General features: G+C 35.3%; 18 protein-coding genes, 1 tRNA gene and 1 pseudogene. 4 read left to right on the plus strand and 16 right to left on the minus strand.

The window, feature by feature from the left end:
• Positions 1 to 204: 204 nt before the first annotated feature.
• Complete coding sequence (locus D0T49_RS09235) at positions 205 to 969, plus strand: IS5 family transposase (RefSeq protein ID WP_163630663.1); 765 nt, start codon at positions 205 to 207, stop codon at positions 967 to 969.
• Between the two features lie 184 nt (positions 970 to 1,153).
• Here the strand turns inward: D0T49_RS09235 and D0T49_RS09240 are convergent.
• Both D0T49_RS09240 and D0T49_RS09245 read right to left on the minus strand, forming a co-directional pair.
• Positions 1,154 to 1,240 (minus strand) — tRNA-Ser (locus D0T49_RS09240).
• Between the two features lie 314 nt (positions 1,241 to 1,554).
• Positions 1,555 to 2,175 carry a phosphatase PAP2 family protein gene (locus tag D0T49_RS09245; protein WP_163630665.1) on the minus strand — a complete coding sequence of 207 codons (621 nt, stop codon included), beginning with the start codon at positions 2,173 to 2,175 and terminating at the stop codon, positions 1,555 to 1,557.
• Positions 2,176 to 2,242: 67 nt separating this feature from the next.
• Between D0T49_RS09245 and D0T49_RS09250 the strand changes: the two genes are divergently transcribed.
• The 3 genes and pseudogenes from D0T49_RS09250 to D0T49_RS09260 form a co-directional block, all read left to right on the plus strand.
• Positions 2,243 to 2,767, plus strand: a complete 525-nt coding sequence (locus D0T49_RS09250) for an AAA family ATPase (RefSeq protein ID WP_163630667.1) — start codon at positions 2,243 to 2,245, stop codon at positions 2,765 to 2,767.
• Positions 2,768 to 2,774: 7 nt separating this feature from the next.
• A complete protein-coding gene (gene epsC / locus D0T49_RS09255; RefSeq protein WP_163630669.1) occupies positions 2,775 to 3,659 on the plus strand; it encodes a serine O-acetyltransferase EpsC in 885 nt (294 codons plus the stop codon).
• Positions 3,656 to 4,813, plus strand: a pseudogene (locus D0T49_RS09260) (class I SAM-dependent RNA methyltransferase); the annotation flags it as partial. The gene epsC and the pseudogene D0T49_RS09260, both read left to right, overlap by 4 nt.
• 6 nt (positions 4,814 to 4,819) lie before the next feature.
• Here D0T49_RS09260 and D0T49_RS09265 read toward each other — a convergent pair.
• From D0T49_RS09265 to D0T49_RS09330, 14 genes are all read right to left on the minus strand, one after another.
• Positions 4,820 to 5,221: a WbuC family cupin fold metalloprotein gene (locus D0T49_RS09265; RefSeq protein WP_163630671.1), complete on the minus strand. Its 402-nt coding sequence runs from the start codon at positions 5,219 to 5,221 to the stop codon at positions 4,820 to 4,822.
• 6 nt (positions 5,222 to 5,227) lie between these two features.
• A complete protein-coding gene (locus tag D0T49_RS09270; protein ID WP_163630673.1) occupies positions 5,228 to 6,187 on the minus strand; it encodes a glycosyltransferase family 4 protein in 960 nt (319 codons plus the stop codon).
• Between the two features lie 7 nt (positions 6,188 to 6,194).
• Positions 6,195 to 7,091 carry an NAD(P)-dependent oxidoreductase gene (locus tag D0T49_RS09275; RefSeq protein WP_163630674.1) on the minus strand — a complete coding sequence of 299 codons (897 nt, stop codon included), beginning with the start codon at positions 7,089 to 7,091 and terminating at the stop codon, positions 6,195 to 6,197.
• Complete coding sequence (locus tag D0T49_RS09280) at positions 7,088 to 8,299, minus strand: glycosyltransferase family 4 protein (RefSeq protein ID WP_163630676.1); 1,212 nt, start codon at positions 8,297 to 8,299, stop codon at positions 7,088 to 7,090. The genes D0T49_RS09275 and D0T49_RS09280 overlap by 4 nt, the downstream gene beginning before the upstream one ends.
• Entirely contained in the window at positions 8,284 to 9,420 is a 1,137-nt protein-coding gene (wecB, locus tag D0T49_RS09285; RefSeq protein ID WP_163630678.1) for a non-hydrolyzing UDP-N-acetylglucosamine 2-epimerase, read from the minus strand. Before wecB ends, D0T49_RS09280 begins: the two co-directional genes overlap by 16 nt.
• Positions 9,421 to 9,439: 19 nt before the next feature.
• Entirely contained in the window at positions 9,440 to 10,552 is a 1,113-nt protein-coding gene (locus tag D0T49_RS09290; protein WP_163630680.1) for a capsular polysaccharide biosynthesis protein CapF, read from the minus strand.
• Entirely contained in the window at positions 10,549 to 11,565 is a 1,017-nt protein-coding gene (locus D0T49_RS09295) for a polysaccharide biosynthesis protein (RefSeq protein WP_163630681.1), read from the minus strand. Before D0T49_RS09295 ends, D0T49_RS09290 begins: the two co-directional genes overlap by 4 nt.
• Entirely contained in the window at positions 11,562 to 12,650 is a 1,089-nt protein-coding gene (locus D0T49_RS09300; protein WP_163630684.1) for a glycosyltransferase, read from the minus strand. The genes D0T49_RS09295 and D0T49_RS09300 overlap by 4 nt, the downstream gene beginning before the upstream one ends.
• 24 nt (positions 12,651 to 12,674) lie before the next feature.
• On the minus strand, positions 12,675 to 13,823 hold the full coding sequence (locus tag D0T49_RS09305) for a glycosyltransferase family 4 protein (RefSeq protein ID WP_163630686.1): 1,149 nt from the start codon (positions 13,821 to 13,823) through the stop codon (positions 12,675 to 12,677).
• A complete protein-coding gene (locus D0T49_RS09310; protein ID WP_163630688.1) occupies positions 13,820 to 15,214 on the minus strand; it encodes an O-antigen polymerase in 1,395 nt (464 codons plus the stop codon). The genes D0T49_RS09305 and D0T49_RS09310 overlap by 4 nt, the downstream gene beginning before the upstream one ends.
• A gap of 58 nt (positions 15,215 to 15,272) precedes the next feature.
• Positions 15,273 to 16,379, minus strand: coding sequence for a polysaccharide pyruvyl transferase family protein (locus tag D0T49_RS09315; protein ID WP_163630690.1), 1,107 nt, complete (start codon positions 16,377 to 16,379; stop codon positions 15,273 to 15,275).
• Positions 16,376 to 17,506, minus strand: a complete 1,131-nt coding sequence (locus D0T49_RS09320; protein WP_163630692.1) for a Coenzyme F420 hydrogenase/dehydrogenase, beta subunit C-terminal domain — start codon at positions 17,504 to 17,506, stop codon at positions 16,376 to 16,378. The genes D0T49_RS09315 and D0T49_RS09320 overlap by 4 nt, the downstream gene beginning before the upstream one ends.
• Positions 17,503 to 19,026 (minus strand): lipopolysaccharide biosynthesis protein, encoded by a 1,524-nt coding sequence (locus tag D0T49_RS09325; RefSeq protein WP_163630694.1) that lies wholly within the window; start codon positions 19,024 to 19,026, stop codon positions 17,503 to 17,505. The genes D0T49_RS09320 and D0T49_RS09325 overlap by 4 nt, the downstream gene beginning before the upstream one ends.
• A gap of 195 nt (positions 19,027 to 19,221) precedes the next feature.
• The gene (locus D0T49_RS09330; RefSeq protein ID WP_163630696.1) at positions 19,222 to 20,511 is read right to left on the minus strand and encodes a nucleotide sugar dehydrogenase; all 1,290 of its coding nucleotides are present in this window, start codon (positions 20,509 to 20,511) and stop codon (positions 19,222 to 19,224) included.
• Positions 20,512 to 20,830: the final 319 nt, after the last annotated feature.

Below are 20,830 nucleotides of genomic sequence, written 5' to 3' on the forward strand. Positions count from 1 at the left end.
AGTTTAAAACTTGCAGAGGAAAGTCAGTATTTAACTAAGAGAACTTCATTTAAAGAAAAATGAGGAGAGGGAGTCATGTGCTGCGCCAAAACCGAAACCTTCTCTTAGTAACTGTTAGGACATTATAAAAAATAAATTTTATGTGAATAAAAAAGTAGGATAAAAATCTCTATATTTAGTCAATAACCACAAAGACTAAATAAGATGAGTAATTATCCTACTAACTTGACAGAAAGTCAATGGCAATATATCGAAAAAATACTGAATGACAAAAGGAAACGAGAACATAGTTTGCATGATATCTGGAATGCTTTACTTTACTTAGTAAAAAGTGGTTGTCAATGGCGTATGCTTCCTCAGGATTTTCCCCATTGGTCAGCGGTTTATTACTATTTTAAGAAATGGAAAAACAATGGTGTTTTCGAAGAAATTCTGGATCATTTGAATGAAAAAGAAAGAAAATCCCATCATAAGAAAGAGTTACCCAGTGTTGGTATCATTGACAGTCAATCAGTAAAGACAGCCCATACATGTGCTCAGGATATAGGTTATGATGCAGGTAAGAAGATAAAAGGTCGAAAACGTCATATTGTTACAGATACTTTGGGTTGTCTTCTGTTGGTGCTTGTACATGGGGCTGGGGTTCAGGACCGCAATGGAATCAAGCAGGTTTTACCTGTGTTAAAATACAAATTCAGGAGCAGTATAAAAGCAATTATTGCAGATAATGGCTATAGTGGACAACCTATTATTGATTGGGTTAAACAGCAGTTATCGTGGAGTTTAATGATAATAAAAAGAACCGAAGAATCCAAATTCAAAGTTTTACCAAAAAGATGGATTGTCGAACGAACTTTAGCATGGATTTCATATTCAAGAAGAATGTCAAGGGATTACGAAAAATTAACCGAAACGAGTCAAACTATGACGCAATTAGCGATGATCAGAATTTTCATTAAAAGAATATAAATATAATTTCCTAACAGTTGCTAAGCAACAAGTAGCTTAGAGAAGATGGTGATTATAGAGGAAAGATAAAAAATTAGAAATTTATAACCCTCAGATTTTTTCGGTGAGCCGTAAGTTGGTGTCAATATGTGTAAGCTAAGACTCTCTAAAACAGAGAAAACCGCCTTCTGGGCGGTTCTTTCAGCGGAAGCGGGGGGATTCGAACCCCCGGTACAGTTACCTGTACGTCAGTTTAGCAAACTGGTGGTTTCAGCCACTCACCCACACTTCCTATGCTTTTCGCTTTTGCGAGTGCAAATATAGAAAAGACTTTTCGATATTCAAAGTATTTCAATAAAAATATAGGGCAAATGCCTCAAAAATCCCAATAGCTATTATAATGATGTATCTTTTTTTGGTTCAAGATTAGTTAAGTAATCCATATCTTTACTTAACTAATTCAGAAACAATGACTAATAAGTACTTTTTTCGCGCCAAGATTTTAGAAGAGAAATTTAGGCTCATATTGTGTCTTTCCATTTGAAATCCAAATAACTTTGGATAATTATTATTTATTTAACTTTATATTCTATCTTTCCTCTATAATCACCATATTATGTGTAAATCGGGCTTTTTTTTCCAAAACCATTCATTCACGAGGTAAGTAACATATGCGCTTCCTGCTCCGAGTAATGCGCCTGCCAACACGTCAGTAGGGTAGTGAACACCTAAATTCATTCGCGAATATGCTACGGAGCATGCCCAAAAATAAGTAGGTGCGATAACGTACCATTTCGGATATTTCAGGCTTAATGCAGTGGCAGTAGCAAAAGCGATGGAACTATGCCCTGATGGTAATGAGTAGGATGATTCAGGATAGGGTACATCCAGCATGCCGGGATATTTGTCGTAAGGGCGTTCCCGTTTTATGGTGTATTTAAGCCCGTACGTCAGTGCCGTATTTACTGCGAGGCTTGCCCCTATATAAATAGTGTTTCGCAGTAATTCCTCGTCTTTCTTTATTAAACCTACTGTACCCATCACCACAGGCACAGCTACTACGGTAGCGTATGCTGTTTGCGAGAAACCGATAGAATACCCCCTCATGAAAGGCGACGAATTGTTGAGGTTTTTCAGTAGGTTGATATCGGTGTTTTGTGAACAGGCAGGCTCACATAATATCGAAAAAGTGCCTAAAAGCAAAAGAATTATCGTAAATTTGCGCATATTTTTTCGGCAAAGGTAATATTTTTTAAGTGTTCATGTGCCAATTATGTAAATTGTGTTTAAGTCAATGAATCGAATAGCTATCATAGGGCCTGAATCAACAGGTAAATCGGAATTGACAAAAAAAATGGCTGGGCACTATGGTGCGCCTTGGGTGGAGGAATATGCGCGTGAATATATTCAACAGTTGGATAAACCATACGATTTTTCAGATGTTCTTGCCATAGCCCAAAAACAAGTTGAACAAGAATTGTTTTACGAAAAGGAGTATACGGGAACGAGTGAATATGTTTTTTTCGATACCGAACTGATAATAACCAAGGTGTGGTTTGAATACTGTTATCATACTACCCCTGATTTTGTAGAAGAAAGAATACAAAAAGGTTTTTTCGATTTTTACTTACTGTGTTATCCCGATTTGCCTTGGGAAGCCGACCCTGTGAGGGAGCATGGCGACGACCGTGATTTTTTCTTCGATTGGTACAAGCGCGAAATAGAAAAACTGGGTAAACCTTATGCTATCGTCAAAGGAGAGGGAGAATGTCGGTTTCAAAATGCGCTGAACGCATTAAATGCTTTTATTAATAAATGATATTGCTATGAATGATAAAATTATTCTGGAAACTATAAAAAAACTGTCGGGTTCCGATTGCTTCAAAAACGTATGCCATGAGCAGGGAAATAACCCCATGCCCTCCATCGATGTGTTGCAAAAGGTAGTGCAACTGGCGCGTTCTATCCTGTTTCCCGGCTATTTTGGTGATGCAGCCGTTACCGGGCAAACTATGATGTACTATATTGGTGTAAATGTAGATAACCTGATGTTGCTACTCAACCGTCAGATTAAGGCAGGGCTGTGTTTTGGGTGTGTGGAGGAGTTTGAAAACTCGCAAGAGATGGCACAAATAGCTAAGGAGAAAACTACACAATTTATAGCTCAATTGCCCGAAATAAGAGAAAAACTATATACCGATGTGGTAGCAGCTTATAACGGCGACCCTGCGGCAAAAAGCTATGGCGAAATTATCTTTTGCTATCCAAGCATCCGTGCTATAAGTAACTATCGTATTGCTCACGCATTGCTTAAATTGGACGTGCCCGTTATTCCACGCATCATTACGGAAATGGCACATTCGGAAACAGGAATTGATATTCATCCCGGGGCTACCATAGGCGATTATTTTACTATCGACCATGGCACTGGTGTGGTGATAGGGGAAACCGCCGTTATCGGCAGTAATGTAAAACTATATCAGGGCGTAACTTTAGGTGCACGGAGCTTCCCGCTGGATGACGAGGGCAACCCGATAAAAGGAATAGACCGTCATCCGAAAATAGGCAACAATGTTATTATATATGCCAATTCTACTATTTTAGGAAACATTACTGTAGGAGATGGTACGATAATAGGTGGAAACATTTGGGTGGATAAAGACGTGCCTGCCGGAGCGAAATTGGTACAGCAAGAGAAGAAAAGCGAATAAGTATGGAATTTGAAATGATAGCCAAGACCTTTTTAGGGCTTGAGGAGGTACTGGCAAAAGAACTGATTGCACTTGGAGCAAATGATGTGCAGATACAGCGCAGGGCGGTGAGCTTTACGGGTGACCAGTCGTTACTCTACAAAGCTAACTTGCATTGCCGGACGGCTTCGCGCATACTGAAGCCTGTATTTTCTTTTAATGCTGCCAATGCCGATGAGGTTTATGAACAGGTCAAGAGCATCAACTGGAGTCAATACCTGAGCGTAGATAGTACCTTCGCTATTGATTCTACTGTATATTCCGACCAGTTTCGCCATTCCAAGTTTGTGACTTACAGGGTGAAAGATGCCATTGTCGATTGGTTTTCGGAAAAATACGACCGCCGTCCTACGGTGAGTGTTGCCAATCCTAAACTAATGATTAATATACATATAGCGCAACGCCGTTGTACAATTTCGCTGGATAGCTCGGGCGAATCGTTGCATAAGCGGGGTTACAGGGTAGAACAAACGGAAGCGCCTATTAATGAGGCTCTTGCAGCCGGTATGTTGCTGATGGCAGACTGGGATGGTAAAATGAATTTTGTAGATCCTATGTGTGGTTCGGGTACGCTGCTGATTGAAGCAGCCCTGATAGCACTTAATATCCCTCCGGGAATTTATAGGAAAGAATTTGCTTTTGAGAAATGGGCAGATTTCGACGAGGAGCTTTTCGACAGCCTGTACAACGACGATTCGTATGAGCGCGATTTCGATTATAGGATTTACGGTTCGGATATATCCCCGCGTGCCATACGTATAGCTGAGGAGAATGTGAAAGCTGCCGGACTGTCGAAATATATCGACTTGAAGGCGCTCCCTTTGCAGAAATTAGAAAGGCCTGCCGAGAATTGTTTACTGGTTACAAATCCTCCTTATGGGGAGCGTATCACTTCCGGCGATATTTATAAACTGTATGAGGATTTGGGAAGCCTGCTGAAACATAAGTTTACCGGAAATACGGCTTGGGTTATCAGTTCGGACGAAGAGTGCCTTTACAAAATAGGATTGAAGCCGTCCCAAAAGGTGAAACTTTTGAACGGTTCGTTGGAATGCCTGTATTGCAGATACGATATTTTTGATGGAAAAAGAAAAGAATACCTGTCGAAGAAAAACTGATTATCATTCTATTTCTAATATATCTTCTTTGCTTATAGGAGAATAAGGTCCATCTTTAACTTCAAAGATTACGCTATTAGGTTGCAGTACTTCAATAGTGTGCCATTGCCCTGCGAGAATGTTTACTCCGAATTTACCTTCCAGAGGATTTAGAATAGTTGTTTTTACAATTTCTTTTTCATCATTGTAGAAGATAACTTTAATTTCGCCTTGTAGCAGTACGTATGTTTCTGCTGTTTTTTCATGTCGGTGAACAGGCAGGTTCGTTCCTACTTCAAGAGCATTCAACAAACGTTGGGCAGGAGCATCCAAAGAATCATGAAGATTATAATTCATCCGTAACCGTTCGTTCTCTTTGGCTTGCCGGCTTATAGTGTCAAGTAGTTCCTTGTCGATTAATTGCATGAGTTGTTATTTTTGTAAAGATTCTTTGTGTAAATGGAATTTTTTCTTCATAAACAATATATATGCCATACTCAAAACGGAAATTACTATAATTATATAAATCCATTTATATTCGTTGAAAACAAAAAAACCTATAATAACCAATGCTTGCAACAGCATATAAATTGCAGAAACGATAATATGGGGTATTTTAAGCTCGTTAGCCATTATCTGATAAGCATGCTTACGGTGCGCATCGAATATATTTTCTTTCAATATCAGGCGGTGAATAATGGTAAGGATAGAATCCACACCATACACGGCAAGTAAAACAATGTAGCTGAAATCGTTTGTACTGATAATCAGCAATCCTAAAAGAAACAGTATAATAAAAGCGACAGAAACGGCTCCCACATCGCCTGCAAAGCATTTGGCTTTTTTTCTGAAATTGAAAAAATTGAATACTAATAAAGCCAGAGCTATAAAATAAATCAGGTCATTGTCGATAAAGTGAACCTGATAGCTGTTGATAAACCAAAGGGCTGCAATCACCACTAAACTATATCCTCCGGTGATTCCGTTAATACCATCCATAAAATTAAAAGCATTGATTATGCCTGTACACAGAATTAATGCTATTATTATGAAATACCACGACCAACTGAATAAATCCCACTGATAAAACATCAGAAGCATGGATATGAAATGTATGGCAAGACGGAGCTTTGCTGAACGGGGTTTGATGTCGTCGGCAAAGCTGATAAGCGATATTAAGGTTAATCCGGCAAAGAAGTATGGATATTGAAATCCATCGATTATAAAATAGAGCAGGATACCTAAATAGAAGATAATACCTCCGCCACGTAGTGTTATTTTAGTATGTGAACTGCGCTGGTTAGGCTTGTCGATAATATTGAATTTATCGGCTATTTTGAAATAAAGTAGTTGTGTTACAAATAAAATTATCAATGATAAAATGTATTTCATGAAGAAGTCAATTTATTTTGAAGTTATCCAAAACACTTAGCGGTTTCCATCCCAGTTCTTTCTTTGCTTTTTCATTTGAAAAAGTCAATGATTCAGTTATCTTTTTCAATTTCAAAGAATTAATAGGAGCTTTTTTCCCGAATAAATCGCCTATGCAAGCTATCGGTTTGGCTAGCCAATATGGAATGTTGCAAAGAGCCTTTTTGTCTAGTTGTTTAGCTATTGATTTTTCCAGTTGTCTGAATGATGGCTGTTCGTTGTCACAAATGTTGTATATTCCATTTTTTCCTTCCAGCAAAGGAATTAAATTGGCTATATCTTGAATCATCAGGATACTTTTTTGTGCTTTTCCTCCGGCAATGCTTAAATATCGCCCTGATTTTATTCCTTTTATCATATCGCCCAAGTTGCCGGGGGGATTTGGTCCGGCAATTAATGATGGGCGGAGGATGGACAGCTCAACATTGTGTTTTTTACACCAATCAGTAAGGTGCTTTTCTGCTTGAATCTTACTTAATGCATAAGGTGTGTTTCCGAGAAGAGGATATTCTTCTGTTATATTTTTTCCAAAATCGAGTCCATAAACAGCTACAGTACTAATAAAGATAAATGATTTAGGTAATCCATTATTTTCTAATGCCTTACATAGATTTATGGTTCCTTGATAGTTTATGTCAAAAAAAACCTGTTTTTCTTTCTCTGTCTTGGGGATAGAGTGGGCTTTTCCTGCTGTGTGAAGTACAATATTGGCAGGAGTTTTTATATCAGGTATTTCTACGGACAAATCGGAGTTGATATCGGCATTATTGATATCAACTGTCAATACGTTATAATCTTTTTTCAACAATGGAAGGATGTTTCTTCCTAAGAAACCATTAGAACCTGTAAGAAGAAGTGTTTTCATATAACAGCTAAAAATTTGTTTAAAATAAATTCTTCTGAAAAATAATTTTCAGCTAATTTTCGGGCTTGCTTCCCCATTTCCCTTATTTGAGGTAGGTTTGTAGCAGATAGCTGTGTAAGAAAATTGGTTAATAAGTCGGTTTCTTCAAATGAAAAAACAAATCCGACATGGTTCTCTTGTATCATTTGGGCTATTTCACTTTTTTTGTTTCCAATGAACAAAATTGGCTTTCCGGCAGCAAGAATGTTATATGTTTTTGACGGAACTCCCAATCCATACATTTCATCAAGAAGTGTAATCAGGCATATATCGCAGTTGTTTAATATGTTTATCTGTTCTTCGCGTGGGAAGGGAGGTTGAAAGTAAATGTTTGTTATATTTTTCTTTTTTACATATTCTATGAGTTCCGACTTTATGGAGCCGCTTCCTGCAAATGTATATTTTATGGCTGAATTTTTTATAGGTGTTATCAGTTCTAAAAATTCTTTTAATCCCTGAACTCTTCCTAAGTTACCTGCGAAAAGTATTTCTATTTCACTTGTCACATTCTTCTCAATGGGATAAATCAAGTCGGTTTCTGCCCAGTTTTGTATGATTACAACTTCGGTCTCTGAGGAATATTTCTTTATTTTTTGGGAAATAATTTCCTTCATATCTTCGCCTAATACGATTAGGGTATCAGCTTGTGCATAAGCTCTGTCGAATATATTTTTAAATTTTCTATAAAATATATTTTGAGTTGAAGAAAATATTTTTGCTGGAATCGTATTTTCCGGAAACACATCATGCACAAGTATTACTAAACGAAATTTTCGTTTCTTTTTTAGTCTCGATACAAGCAACATCAATAATGGAGGGTTGGTTACGATGAAAATAGTATCGTCGCTTTTTACTTTTTTATATACAGATTTGAATAATCTAAAACTCAGAAAAAAAGTGGTAATTAGGCGTAACAGCAGATTATTTTTGTTTGTTATGCTTTCTTTCCGTATTATTTTTATATCTTTTGATAGCTCTATGAATGTATTAATGTTTTTCTTATCCTTGTCATAAATCGTAGGACCGCAAATTACGTTGACATCAAACTTATTGGTTAATTTATTCGCAATTTTTGATAAAATGTATGCCGTGGAGGTTTCATCAGGGTAAAACAGTTCGGATACCATCCATAGTTTTTGTTTCTTGTCTTCAGCTATATTTCTCCCCATACTACTCTTTTTACATAATCGGTATATGAAATGATAATACGTACAACCTTATCGCTTACATTAGGCATACTGTAGTCTGCCACGGGACGAAAGTTTCTCTTATCTCCTGTCTCCTGATATTGTAATTGTACTAAGCCTTGCATTACCCGCTCCGGGTTTAATCCAACCATCATTACTGATGCTTCTTCCATTGCTTCGGGACGCTCGTGTGCTTCGCGGAGATTCAATGCCCTGAAATTCAATATAGAAGATTCTTCACTGATGGTTCCACTATCAGAAAGTACCGCTTTGGAATTCATCTGCAAAGCGATATAATCACTTAATCCCACGGGTTTCATTAACTTTACGTTTTCATGAAATTGTATATCGTGTTTTTCAATCATTTTGCGGGTACGCGGGTGAGTGGAAACGATTACAGGAAGATTGTATTTTGATGCGATAGTGTTTAGTATTTCTATCAGATTGAAAAAGTTTTTTTCCGAAGCAATATTTTCTTCACGGTGAGCAGAGACAACGAAATATTCATTCACTTTCAGCTTTAAATTTTCCAATATTGTTGATTTTTTTACTTTCGGCAGATAGGTATTTAATACCTCAAACATTGGACTACCTGTCTTAACAATCTGGTCAGGGCGTAAACCTTCAGCTAAAAGGTATTCGCGGGCAATATCGCTGTATGTCAGGTTTATATCAGCGGTATGGTCTACTATTTTACGATTACTCTCTTCAGGTACTCGTTGGTCGAAACAGCGGTTTCCGGCTTCCATGTGGAAAATTGGTATATGGCGTTTTTTAGCAGCTATGGCACAGAGGCAGGAATTAGTATCGCCTAATACCAAAAATGCGTCGGGTTTAACTTCCTCAAGGACTGAATCGATATTGATTAATATCTGCCCTGCGGTGTCTGTTGCATTTTTTCCGGCAGCATTCAGAAAATAATCAGGTTTTCTCAATTCCAGGTCTTCGAAAAAAACCTCATTTAGTTCGTAATCATAGTTTTGCCCTGTATGAACCAAGATGTGGTTAATAGCCTCGGAAGCATCTAATTTTTTCAGCACACAGGCTAATCGTATAATTTCGGGACGTGTGCCCACAACTGTCATTACTTTTAGTTTTTTCATTTTTTGAGTATTTCTATGGTTATACCTCCAAAAAAAATGTATCAGGATTTTCTTTATCAAATATCTCATTCACCCACATGATAGTGACCATATCGGTATCTCCTAAGTTTTCTATATTATGAGTATAGCCTACGGGTATATCAACTACTTCGAGCTTTTCGCCGGAAACATGGTATTCTAAGATTTCTTCGGAACCAATTTTTCGAAAACGAATGACACCTCTCCCGCTAACAACCAGAAATTTCTCGTTTTTAGTATGATGCCAATGGTTGCCTTTTGTGATATGAGGTTTTGAAATATTTACTGAAACCTGTCCCCTGTCTGCCGATTTCAGAAACTCCGTGAACGAACCTCGTTCATCTATATTCATTTTTAGAGAGTAACTGAATTTATCTTCAGGCAGATAGCTCAGATAGGTAGAATATAGTTTTTTAGTAAAGGCATCGCTCATATCAGGGACTAAAAGATTTTCCCGGCTTTCTTTAAAAGAATAAATGAGAGAAACAATCTTTCCCAACTTAATAGCATGAACAGGCTGTACTTCCTGATATTCATTGTGAAAACTATAATCTTCGTTTTTCAACTTGTCAATAAACGAAGTCACCACATCGTCGATATAAACCAAATTCATTTGTACATTTGGGTCGTTTATCCGAATGGGTAGATCGTTAGCAATGTTATTGCAAAAAGTGGCAACAGCACTATTGTAATTCGGACGGCACCATTTGCCGAATACATTGGGTAGCCGATATATGTAAACAGCTATTCCGTTTTCTTTGCCATACGCGAAAATTAAATCTTCGCCTGCTTTTTTGCTTTTCCCATAAGGATTGTCAAGAGCCGCTTGAGTAGATGAAGTTATTAAAATAGGCGATTTATTGTTATTCTTCTTTAACTCGTTGAGCAATACGGATGTAAATCCGAAGTTGCCGTTCATGAAATCTTCTTCGTTTTCGGGGCGGTTCACTCCGGCAAGGTGGAATACAAAATTACACTCTTCCGCATATTTGCTTAATAAGGTAGGGTCAGAATCAATATCGTATTCCAATAAATCCTTGAAACCTTGATTCCGTAACTCAGCGATTAAGTTTTTTCCGACAAAGCCGTTTGCTCCTGTTACTAATATCTTCATTTTGGCAATGTTTCTCTTACAATATCCAGTTTGAATAGTAAATTCTTCATTCCTTCAATATCCAGTCTTACGGTGTTATGCGAATGGTAATCTTCTGTTTCTGCTATTTCTTCCTGTCCCTCTACAAAATACTTATCGTAATTCAAGTCTCTTGTATCACATGGAATCCGGTAGTAGTTTCCCATGTCTTCGGCTTTTGCCATCTCTTCACGCGTTACCAGTGTTTCGTACAGTTTTTCGCCATGGCGTGTTCCTATTATGCGGATTTTTGAACCGGAGTTGTATAACTCAATGAGCGATTGCGCTAATACCTCAATGGTAGCAGCAGGTGCTTTTTGTACAAATAAATCGCCGCTTTTACCATGTTGGAAAGCATAAAGTACCAAATCGACAGCATCATCTAGAGTCATCATAAAGCGGGTCATATTGGAGTCGGTAATGGTCAAGTCTTTACCTGCCTTCATTTGGTCGATAAAAAGTGGAATGACTGAACCGCGGCTTGCCATCACGTTGCCATAGCGGGTACAACTGATGATTGTTTCAGGATTGTCTCCTAACGAACGCGCTTTGGCTATGGCTACTTTTTCCATCATGGCCTTGCTTATTCCCATTGCATTGATGGGATATGCGGCTTTATCGGTGGATAATACAACTACGTTTTTGACACCAAATTCAACGGCCGAATCCAATACGTTTTGCGTACCCAATACATTAGTATTTACAGCTTCAACCGGGAAAAATTCACAAGAAGGTACTTGTTTCAACGCTGCTGCATGAAATATATAATCTACCCCGCGCATGGCGTTATCCACACTCCGTTTGTCGCGCACATTGCCAATATAAAATTTTACTTTCGGATTTTGCAAAGCGTGACGCATATCATCCTGTTTCTTCTCATCGCGGCTGAAAATGCGTATTTCTTTAATATCTGTGTTTAAGAAACGCTTTAGAACCGCATTTCCAAAAGAACCTGTTCCGCCTGTTATCAGTAGTGTTTTATCTTTGAAACTCATAGTTTTTGTGTTATTATTTTGAAAAAATCGACCCACGATTTTTTATTTTTCAGTTCAAATCTTTCAAATCGAGGTTGAAATTCGCCGGATAATTTGTTTAATTCATCAGCCCATAACTCAGGCTTTTGAAAGTCGATGAAATGTACTCCTTGATAGCCTTTCAGTACTTCTCTGGCATATGCTATGTCTGCAGCATAAATCGGTAGTCCTAATCCTGCGGCTTCAATGAGAGGCAATCCCAGAGTCTCAATATAACTCGGAAATACCAAAGCATGAGTGTTTTTTAAAAGCCAAACTACATTTGCATGGCTAATTGTACCTAAGAATATAATTTCAGCATTTTTATAATTGGGTACATGAGCAAAATCATTCCGATTGCAAGTTAAATATAAAACTGTTTTTTGTGATGATATATTGTCCAACTCGGATAAAGAATCGAACAATAGTTGATGGTTTTTATATTTTAATGGTGTTGCCACATAAAAAAGGTTTATTTTATCTTTATCTATATCGATTGACTTTATTTTTTCAGGTTCAGGAGTATTTATATCCGGAAAAACAACGTGAACTTTCTTTTCATTAAAATTGTATTTCCGTACAAATTCTTTTTTTATCCAATCAAGCTGAACAAATACTTCTGTTTGTTTATTGATAAACAAATTTACGAAGAAAGGATAGATATTCTTGTAAAACCAAAATACTCTTTCTGTTGATTTGAAAAACCTCCATTTATAGGAGTATAGTGGCATGGGTTGATGATAATATATATAGTTTGGAATATCTTTTTTAGTACGAAAATTAGTATTTTGCAAGGATATTGTGCTATCAGGGATGATGTTACGCTGTTTTAACCATTTTTTTAATCCCCAGGCATCCCATATAAAGCGTTTGATAAAAGAACGTTTGTTTAAGAATACAAATTCTAAATTTGGCTTTGTAATAACGGGCTTATAGGATTCGTCTACAAATATAATAAAATTAAGATTGTTGTTTGGGGTGTTTTCGACAAACTGATTTAATATAGTAAGTGCCCCACTTGTGCGGGAGGCAGTTGCATTTACTATGATATGTTTTTTATTATTCATTTTGTTCTTTGTGGGTCGCTGCTCCTAAGATATTAAAGAGTGAAACAAAGTGTCCCATTGCTTCATTATAGCTGAAATATTATATGTTTTTACAGTTTCGTATGCATTAAAAGACATCTCTATCCTTTTTTCTTCGTTTTCAATTAAAAGTATAATTTTTTCAGCTAATCCGTTTATATCAAAGGCAGGGACGAGAAATCCGTTCATATCATTTACGATAATCTCCCGCGGACCATGTTCACAATCAAAAGATATAGCCGGCAAACCGCATGCCATAGCTTCAATTAGTACCATTGGTAGCCCTTCGTAACGCGAACTCATCACATAGAAAGAGCTTTTATAATATTCTTCTTCTATTTTATTTGATATTCCTTTGAGATGGATGTCCTTTTCTAAGTGATTCTGCTTTATTTGTTTAGTAAGTGCATTTTTATCTTCTCCGCTCCCAAATATGTTTAGCTGCCAATCGGGATACTTTTCAGCTACAATTTTCCATGTGTCAATCAATCGGTCATATCCTTTTTGGTAATCTAACCGTCCGACAGAGATGACCGTTCTACTTTCATTGTTATACAAATACTCTTTTGGTTTAAGTGGGTTTGGATTGGATATTACAATTATGTTTTTATGGGTTTTTTCCCACTGTTTTTTATCATTTTGGGTTAATACTACTAATTTATCCAGACTTTTGGTCTGTTTTTTTAGTTGTAGTGTTCGTATTTTTCCAAGCATCTTCCACAAATAATTCCCTTTTCGAGATATAAATTGTTCTCTTACATTCATGGAAAAATGAATTTCAGCTATTTTTATAGTTGAGTCTTTTATTTTATATAAAAACTCTATCTCCTTTCCACACAAGGAGATGCAAATGTCGGGCTTATGTTCGGATAATATTTGTATTATATTTTTTTTGTATGACTTAAGTTTTTGTTTATGGTGTATAAATTTTTTCAATAGAGGCTCTTGATAATGGTTGTTAAAGTCAATGTCAAGGTGTATCTGTTTTATCTGTTCATCTAAAGGAAAAAAAACAGGCCGTCCTAATTGCTCTGTAGTCACAACAATAATTTCGTAATTGTTATACTCACGAACCAAATAATTCATCTTCTCGGAAAGAACCCGTTCCATGCCTCCCGAATTGTATAATGCTGGTATAAAATAGAGTAATTTCATTGTTCACTATCTTTACTCACATTCAAGTCATATTTTGTTTTTTTATTCATTTCTATCTGCTGAAACTTATATAATCCCCATACTATAAACAAACTCCAAACGATAAATCTCGAATTAAAAATGATCGGAAGCCGGGGGTAAGAAACGGAATATCCTACGAATAAATAATATATGACGTAAGCATAAATATTAGAATCGGCTTTTGTTCGGGTATATTTTATTATGAAACCAATTAAAAAAAAGAACACAATAACCCCCGGATAACTAAATGTGAGATAAGCTTCTCCCACCAAATTTGTTCCTAATCCAAAAGTAGAGCCTGTTCCCAATTCTAAATAAGTTGGTAATTCGCCACTTGTAATTAGCTCTATCGGTACATTAATATTATTTGCTACATATCCAAATAGTCCAGGTATTATGGAGAGAAAATCAGAAAGCATACTCACAAAATATGTATGAGAAAACGTATCTGAAAAATCAACTAAAGCATATAAGTTTCTATTGTTAATAACCAAATCGAAAAATAAATCAAAAACACTTTCTATTTCTACGTTGTCAGTATTGTTAACCCAACTTTGTTCAAATATGTTTTGAGTTCTTAAAAAGGTTATCATCGTTAAAATAAAAGCTCCGAAGAAAACTAAAACAGAAGCTTTTATGAGTGATATCTTTTTAATGTACTGATTGTACGCTACAATTAATATCAAGATGATTGAGATAACAGACCCTCTTGTGCCGGTAGAAAGAAGAATTAAACACACTAATCCCAAAAAAATCAGAGGAACACTTAGTCTCAGTTGATTCTTATGCCTTAAAACAAACATTGCCGACAGGTAAGCACATGCAATGAACAGTATCTTAAAGTAGGAGTATAACTCTATCTCTTTTATGTTCCCGTCTCCGGAATAGACGTCTCTCAGGGCAGCAATTCCTCCGGTGGCTGCGTATGATACGAAAAATAAAAGGAATAATAAAAATAGTCTTTTTTGTGATTTTTCTGTGAAAATAAAATTATTAGCGCTTATAAGAGATTCGTTTCGCTTTTTTATTGTTGTTATCCCTAGCATATAGAAGGAATATGCAAGATATGCTAGCGCTGTTGACTTTGATATAACATCATCATTAATCGGGTAATATCCGAAAAAAGAATAATTTGGATTTGTAGGATAATAAACAATAGGATAAATGAAATTTGTAGCTGCAAAAGAAATAAAGAAAAAGAATTCAAAAGAGATGATTCCTTTTTCTTTTTTCAGTAAAAAATAAATTAAATTCTGAAATAAAAATATTATTACAACAAACAGACAGAAGTTATAAGAGTATTTATCCGGAGCCATTATAGTAAATAAAACAGCGGATAAACAAAAAATTATATTGAATAATAACAGCATGAATGTATGTGTCAATAAAATATTACAAACAATAATTATTTCAATTATCAAATAAGATTTAGGATAAATACGCAGTCAGATAGTTTCTTGTACACATTCTTTCTTCATTTATTACCTTATTAGTTGTCTTATATTCGATGTTTTCATTTAGGGTAATACTTATTTGCTGTGCAGAATATACAGCACGATTACTTAATTGCAATCCCTCAAGAAGATAACCTAATTTTTCTTTGTTGGATTCTCTTATTAACGAACAAAAATTAACTTGATTTATTATAGAGAAAATAGTTCCATGAAAAGTATCTGTTATAACATAATCGGCATATTTGAACCATGCTAAAACATCAAAAGGTGTAGAGGGAATAATAGCTTTATCACACCAATCGTAAATACAAAAAATAGAAATTAATTTTTTGTGATTTTCTTTTGCGAATTTGCAAATTGCTTCTATCTCATCTTTTTCATGTATACGTCCCTGATAAGAATATATAATTATGTAATTTTTCAAGTCCGGCTGTTTTGCATTTTCAATCTCTTTTGAGAAATCATAAGCCAAAACTGGGTCGAGATGAATTAAGGGGGTTTCATTTATTAATTCAGAGACAATATCTGCAGAGTTTTTGTCTCTGACTGATATTGAAGACATCTTTTTAAGCCCTGAGACTATTTTTTCAGAAAGATTATGTTGCTTTATTGTTTTTAACGTTGTATTGCCAAAAGAGCCTGCATAACTAATAATTTTATCTGTATTTTTAATTTCTCCATATAATTGAGTGGTAAATCCCCAAGGTGTTTTTTGTGAAAAATTAAACACTTCATCACTACCTATTACAACTAAATCAAAATGTCCGGGATTGGGCTTGTCAAGTTCCAACATTGTGTAAAACTTATTCTTAAATTGTCTTTTTAAAATGAAAAAGAAAAACCATTTACGAATGTTCTGGAAAAAATTCCGTGAGAAGAATTCGGATAAGATTCTTTTTATCCTATTTTTTCCTGTTATTGTATTTACATTATACTCATTTAACTGAACTCCATTTTTTATATCAATGAAACATATATCAACAATATCTAATGATTTAATTATTTCTTTCAGCGCATAAGCCTGTAAAAAAGAACCGTAATTAACTACTCTTTGCATCGAAAGTATTCCAACTTTTTTCATCTCGTTATAATTGTTTTTATTTTCCGGTTGATACGTCGTAGTAAAGTTACTAACATTAGGTGTTTTGAGATGCTTTCTATTGTTTTTTTACTTTTCAGTTTTTTTATAATATATGGACTGAACATCTTACTTGGCGAATGTTTCATTTGTCCTTCGGTCACAATTTCAGTTGTGATTTCTTGTAATTTACAAATCTGCATGTTTTCAATAATCTCTTTTCCTCTTTCAGAAAACACAATAAGCCCGCTGACTCCTTCTTCATTGTGCCGATAGGTGTTGCCCCATAAATCACCAATGCGTATGTCAGCAGAAGATTTGGCCAATTTGTATTTGCATTTATCATAACATGCTTTTCCTAAACAAGTATCGCTTAAGAAAAATTTATAAAATAAATTTCCTTTAGTAAATAATGAAAAATGATTACTCTTTTCGCCACTAATATTCATAGCCCATGAATCATGCCATCCAAACTGCTTATCTCTCCATGATACTGAATGTATATTGCCTGTTTGATTTTCAATAGACTTTAAGTATTTTTCCCACATCAGCATAGAAGGCACTCCATGGCAAAAAAAGTCCATCAAAACAAAATTATCCTCAACCTTAAACTTTTTTATGTATCGACGGAACGAATCTATCTGGCAAGGAGTACCGGTGATTAAATACTTTTCTTTTTTATTGACCTGAGAAAATGCATCGACAGTATAACTCTGAATATATTTAGACCCGATACTTGCTAAATACTCTTTAGGCTCGTATGCGATAAAATGCTCTGCTCTTTTCGAATGAGCATTGTAGCGTACCCCACAAGCTTTGTATCCATTTTCAAGTAAATATTTTCCTATTTCGAATCCAATACCTCCGGAGGAACAATCGTATCGTACTTTATCATTTTTGCTCCAGGATGCATAAGATTTTATTTCTACTCTTTTTTCCGGCAAAGAAATATTATCATCGTTGTAGGCACATACAGACAAGCATAGCCCACATTCTATGCATAGTGAATTATCAACTTCGGGCTCATAAAAGCCATCAGCATTGAGCTTGATTGAAATGATATTTTTAGGACAGGCCATGTTACAAACTCCACAACCATAACATCCCTTCATTTTAGAAACATTATTCATCTCCGGAGCTTGTTTAAAAGAGTATGTTTTATAAACATTTTTTCATGTTTATTTAGTCCTAATAAATATATTGCCAATCCTGTGCATAAAATTGAAGATACTGTCATTAAAATAAATCCGATAATGCTATTGTTGTCAATATAATTTTTCAAAACTAAGGGAATAATAACCGATAAAAGGCTAACAACTATTGTCCTTAAAACAACATCTTTAATATATTGGCTTGCATTTAATTGGATTTTTTTCTGCAAATAGATTATCCTGAACAAAAAAGCCACTATGTTAACAAATATACGGATATATAAAACACTTTCGACAGGATAACCTAATTTTAACACAATATAGGATAGTGGTAAATTAAGAAAAATGATGGTGCTGATAATTAATTGATAGTTTCTTATTTGTCCTATGGCTTGAACCGACATCCATAATGGAGCCGCTATAGCATCGGTTAAACAGAATATCAACATTAATTGGCAAAAAATAGCTGCATATTCAGGCACGTTGTCAAGCCAGATATTCAATAAATAATCCATTGAAAGCAGGATGGGTAATGATATTAGGAATAATAAGAAGTAAGAGTATTTTGAAGTACGGAATACTAAACTCATGAATTGCTCTTTGTCATTAGCAGCATATGATTTTACTATCTGAGGGTTAAATGCTAATTGAAAATTTGAAACAAATGAATTTATTGCTGTTGTTACCTGGTTTGCAATTCCCATTGCCGCATTTACAACTACCCCATAAAAAATATTTACTAAAATGTTTAATCCTTGTTGTGCTCCGATATTGGCAACACTTCCAAATAAACTCCAGCCCGAAAAACTTATTAACTCGAAATATAAACTTTTGTTCCAAAAGAATTTATAATGGCAAATTTCAAGTTTCAATCGACAATAAATCCAATATGTCAAATTAATTATAACTGTTACAACAAATAGCAATCCACCATAAATAATTAATTTATCGTATTGAGTAAACTTCAAAACAAATGCTACAAATAGGGTTAATGCAACTTCAATAATCCCTGCAAATGCGTAAAAAGAAAATTTTTCAAAGGCAACAATACTTGCCTGATATGGTGTCCGTATGATTTTTACAAAAAATGAAAGCAGGGAAAACTGATATACCCAGTTTGCGGCAAGCATTCTTTCTGCGGGAATATTTATTTGAGTATTAAGAAACCATAAGCCGAGTGTTTCACCCAAGATTATTAACATAATCCCAATGCTTACATGAGTGGTCAAACTCATACTGAATATACGGGTAGCACCAGATAAATTTTTTTTCCCTAATTCAAAATTAAGAAAACGTTGGGTTGCCGTTGTCATTGCGTTATTTAAGAAAGAAAATAACGCAACTATCCCTCCAACAATAGTGTAAGTTCCATAATCTTGGACACCTAAAACTTGTAATACAATACGAGATGTATATAAAGAGACTAACATTGTAACAAATAGTCTCAGGTATAGTATTACTGTGTTTTTTGCAATCTTTTTATTGCTATTTTCAGACATTTAAAACGATGCTTTAAGCTAATGTAAAGTTATTTTTGAAATTTTTCAACTTCTTCATTGCAAGTTCCTTCTTTATGTTTCTAGCTTAATGAATTTAAGCCGGAAAACAATAATAAACTATCAATTAGCTCCTCGTTTGGTGCCATACAGTTTTTATAATAAAAGAAAGTGGGCTTACTTTTTCTTAAAAAACTTTTACAACCTGCCATTAACCCATCTTCTGTCTATGAATGCTTTTGCATCATAAATGACGGTTCCTTTATTATGGTATTTTTCAAAATTAAAAGCCTTAAATTCTTCATGAGCAACGGTTAGTATAATAGCACTGTACTCTTTTTGTTCATCAATTTTCTTGATTATTTCAATGCCATATTCTTCCTTTATTTCTTCGGTACATGCCCATGGGTCATATATATCCACATTTACCCCAAATTCGCATAACTCCTTATATATATCCACTACTTTGGTGTTGCGTATGTCAGGACAATTTTCTTTAAAGGTAATTCCTAAAATCAGAGCATTCGCACCTTTTATTTTGTGCTCTTTCTGAATCATCAACTTCAGAACTTTATTGGCAATGAAAGGCCCAATACTATTGTTCACCCTTCTTCCGGATAAAATAACCTGAGGTACATAGCCCAATGTTTCGGCTTTGCTTGCCAAGTAATAAGGGTCGACACTAATACAGTGACCTCCAACCAATCCCGGTCTGTATTTCAGGAAGTTCCATTTTGTTCCGGCAGCCTCTAGAACATCTGTAGTATCAATACCTATTCTTTCGAAAATAAGAGCTAATTCGTTCACAAACGATATATTTACATCTCTTTGCGCATTTTCAATTATCTTGGATGCTTCGGCAACTTTAATGTTTGGTGCTTTATGCGTGCCGGCGGTAATGATTGAGGAATATAGCGCATCCACTTTATCGGCTATTTCGGGGGTAGAGCCTGATGTAACTTTCTTTATTTTTGTTAAAGTATTTTCTTTATCACCGGGATTGATTCGCTCCGGACTGTAACCGGCAAAAAACTCGACATTGAATTTAAGACCTGATATCTTTTCTATTACCGGGATACAATCTTCCTCGGTACAACCCGGATATGTTGTTGATTCGTAAATTACAATATCTCCTTTTTTAATAACCCTGCCAATCATAGCAGACGCACTTAGAAGAGGTTTTAAGTCGGGAGTGTTAAAATTATCAATGGGAGTTGGTACGGTTACTATATATACGTTATAGTCTTTTAAGTCATTCTCTTCTGCCGAAAATGAAAGTCCGGTATTTCCGTCAGTCTTTTTTAGCGTCATCGCCATATTCATACTATCCAAGTCAGCCTCCAAAGTATGATCGTGCCCACTCTGCAATTCAGATACCCTCTTTTGGTTAATGTCGTATCCTAAAACACTGTACTTTTTCCCAAACTCAATAGCCAGGGGCAATCCAACATATCCTAATCCAATAACAGCAATTTTTATATTATTCATAATTAGTTTTTTTCAGAAAAATAAAACGTAAAATAAATATCTGCAAAAATAATAAAAATACTCTTATGTTCTAATGTTACAAGTTAGATATTTTGCGATATCCTCCTTGTCTGGCTGAATTCCGAAAGAAAAAAGAACAATAAAATCTTAAAAATTTTCTTGAAGCAGATAAAAGGTTATATCTTTGCGGAGTAAAAAATGAGTGTTTGTGTGTCCGATTAAGTTAAGAGTGTTATTAATCGGATTAAATTGTTAAAAATCCGGATTCGTGTCCATTCATTGTCATTAGCACATATTAGAGTCGTTATCCTTGCATATG

Source organism: Paludibacter sp. 221, assembly GCF_010501035.1.
Lineage (GTDB): Bacteria > Bacteroidota > Bacteroidia > Bacteroidales > Paludibacteraceae > QVMH01.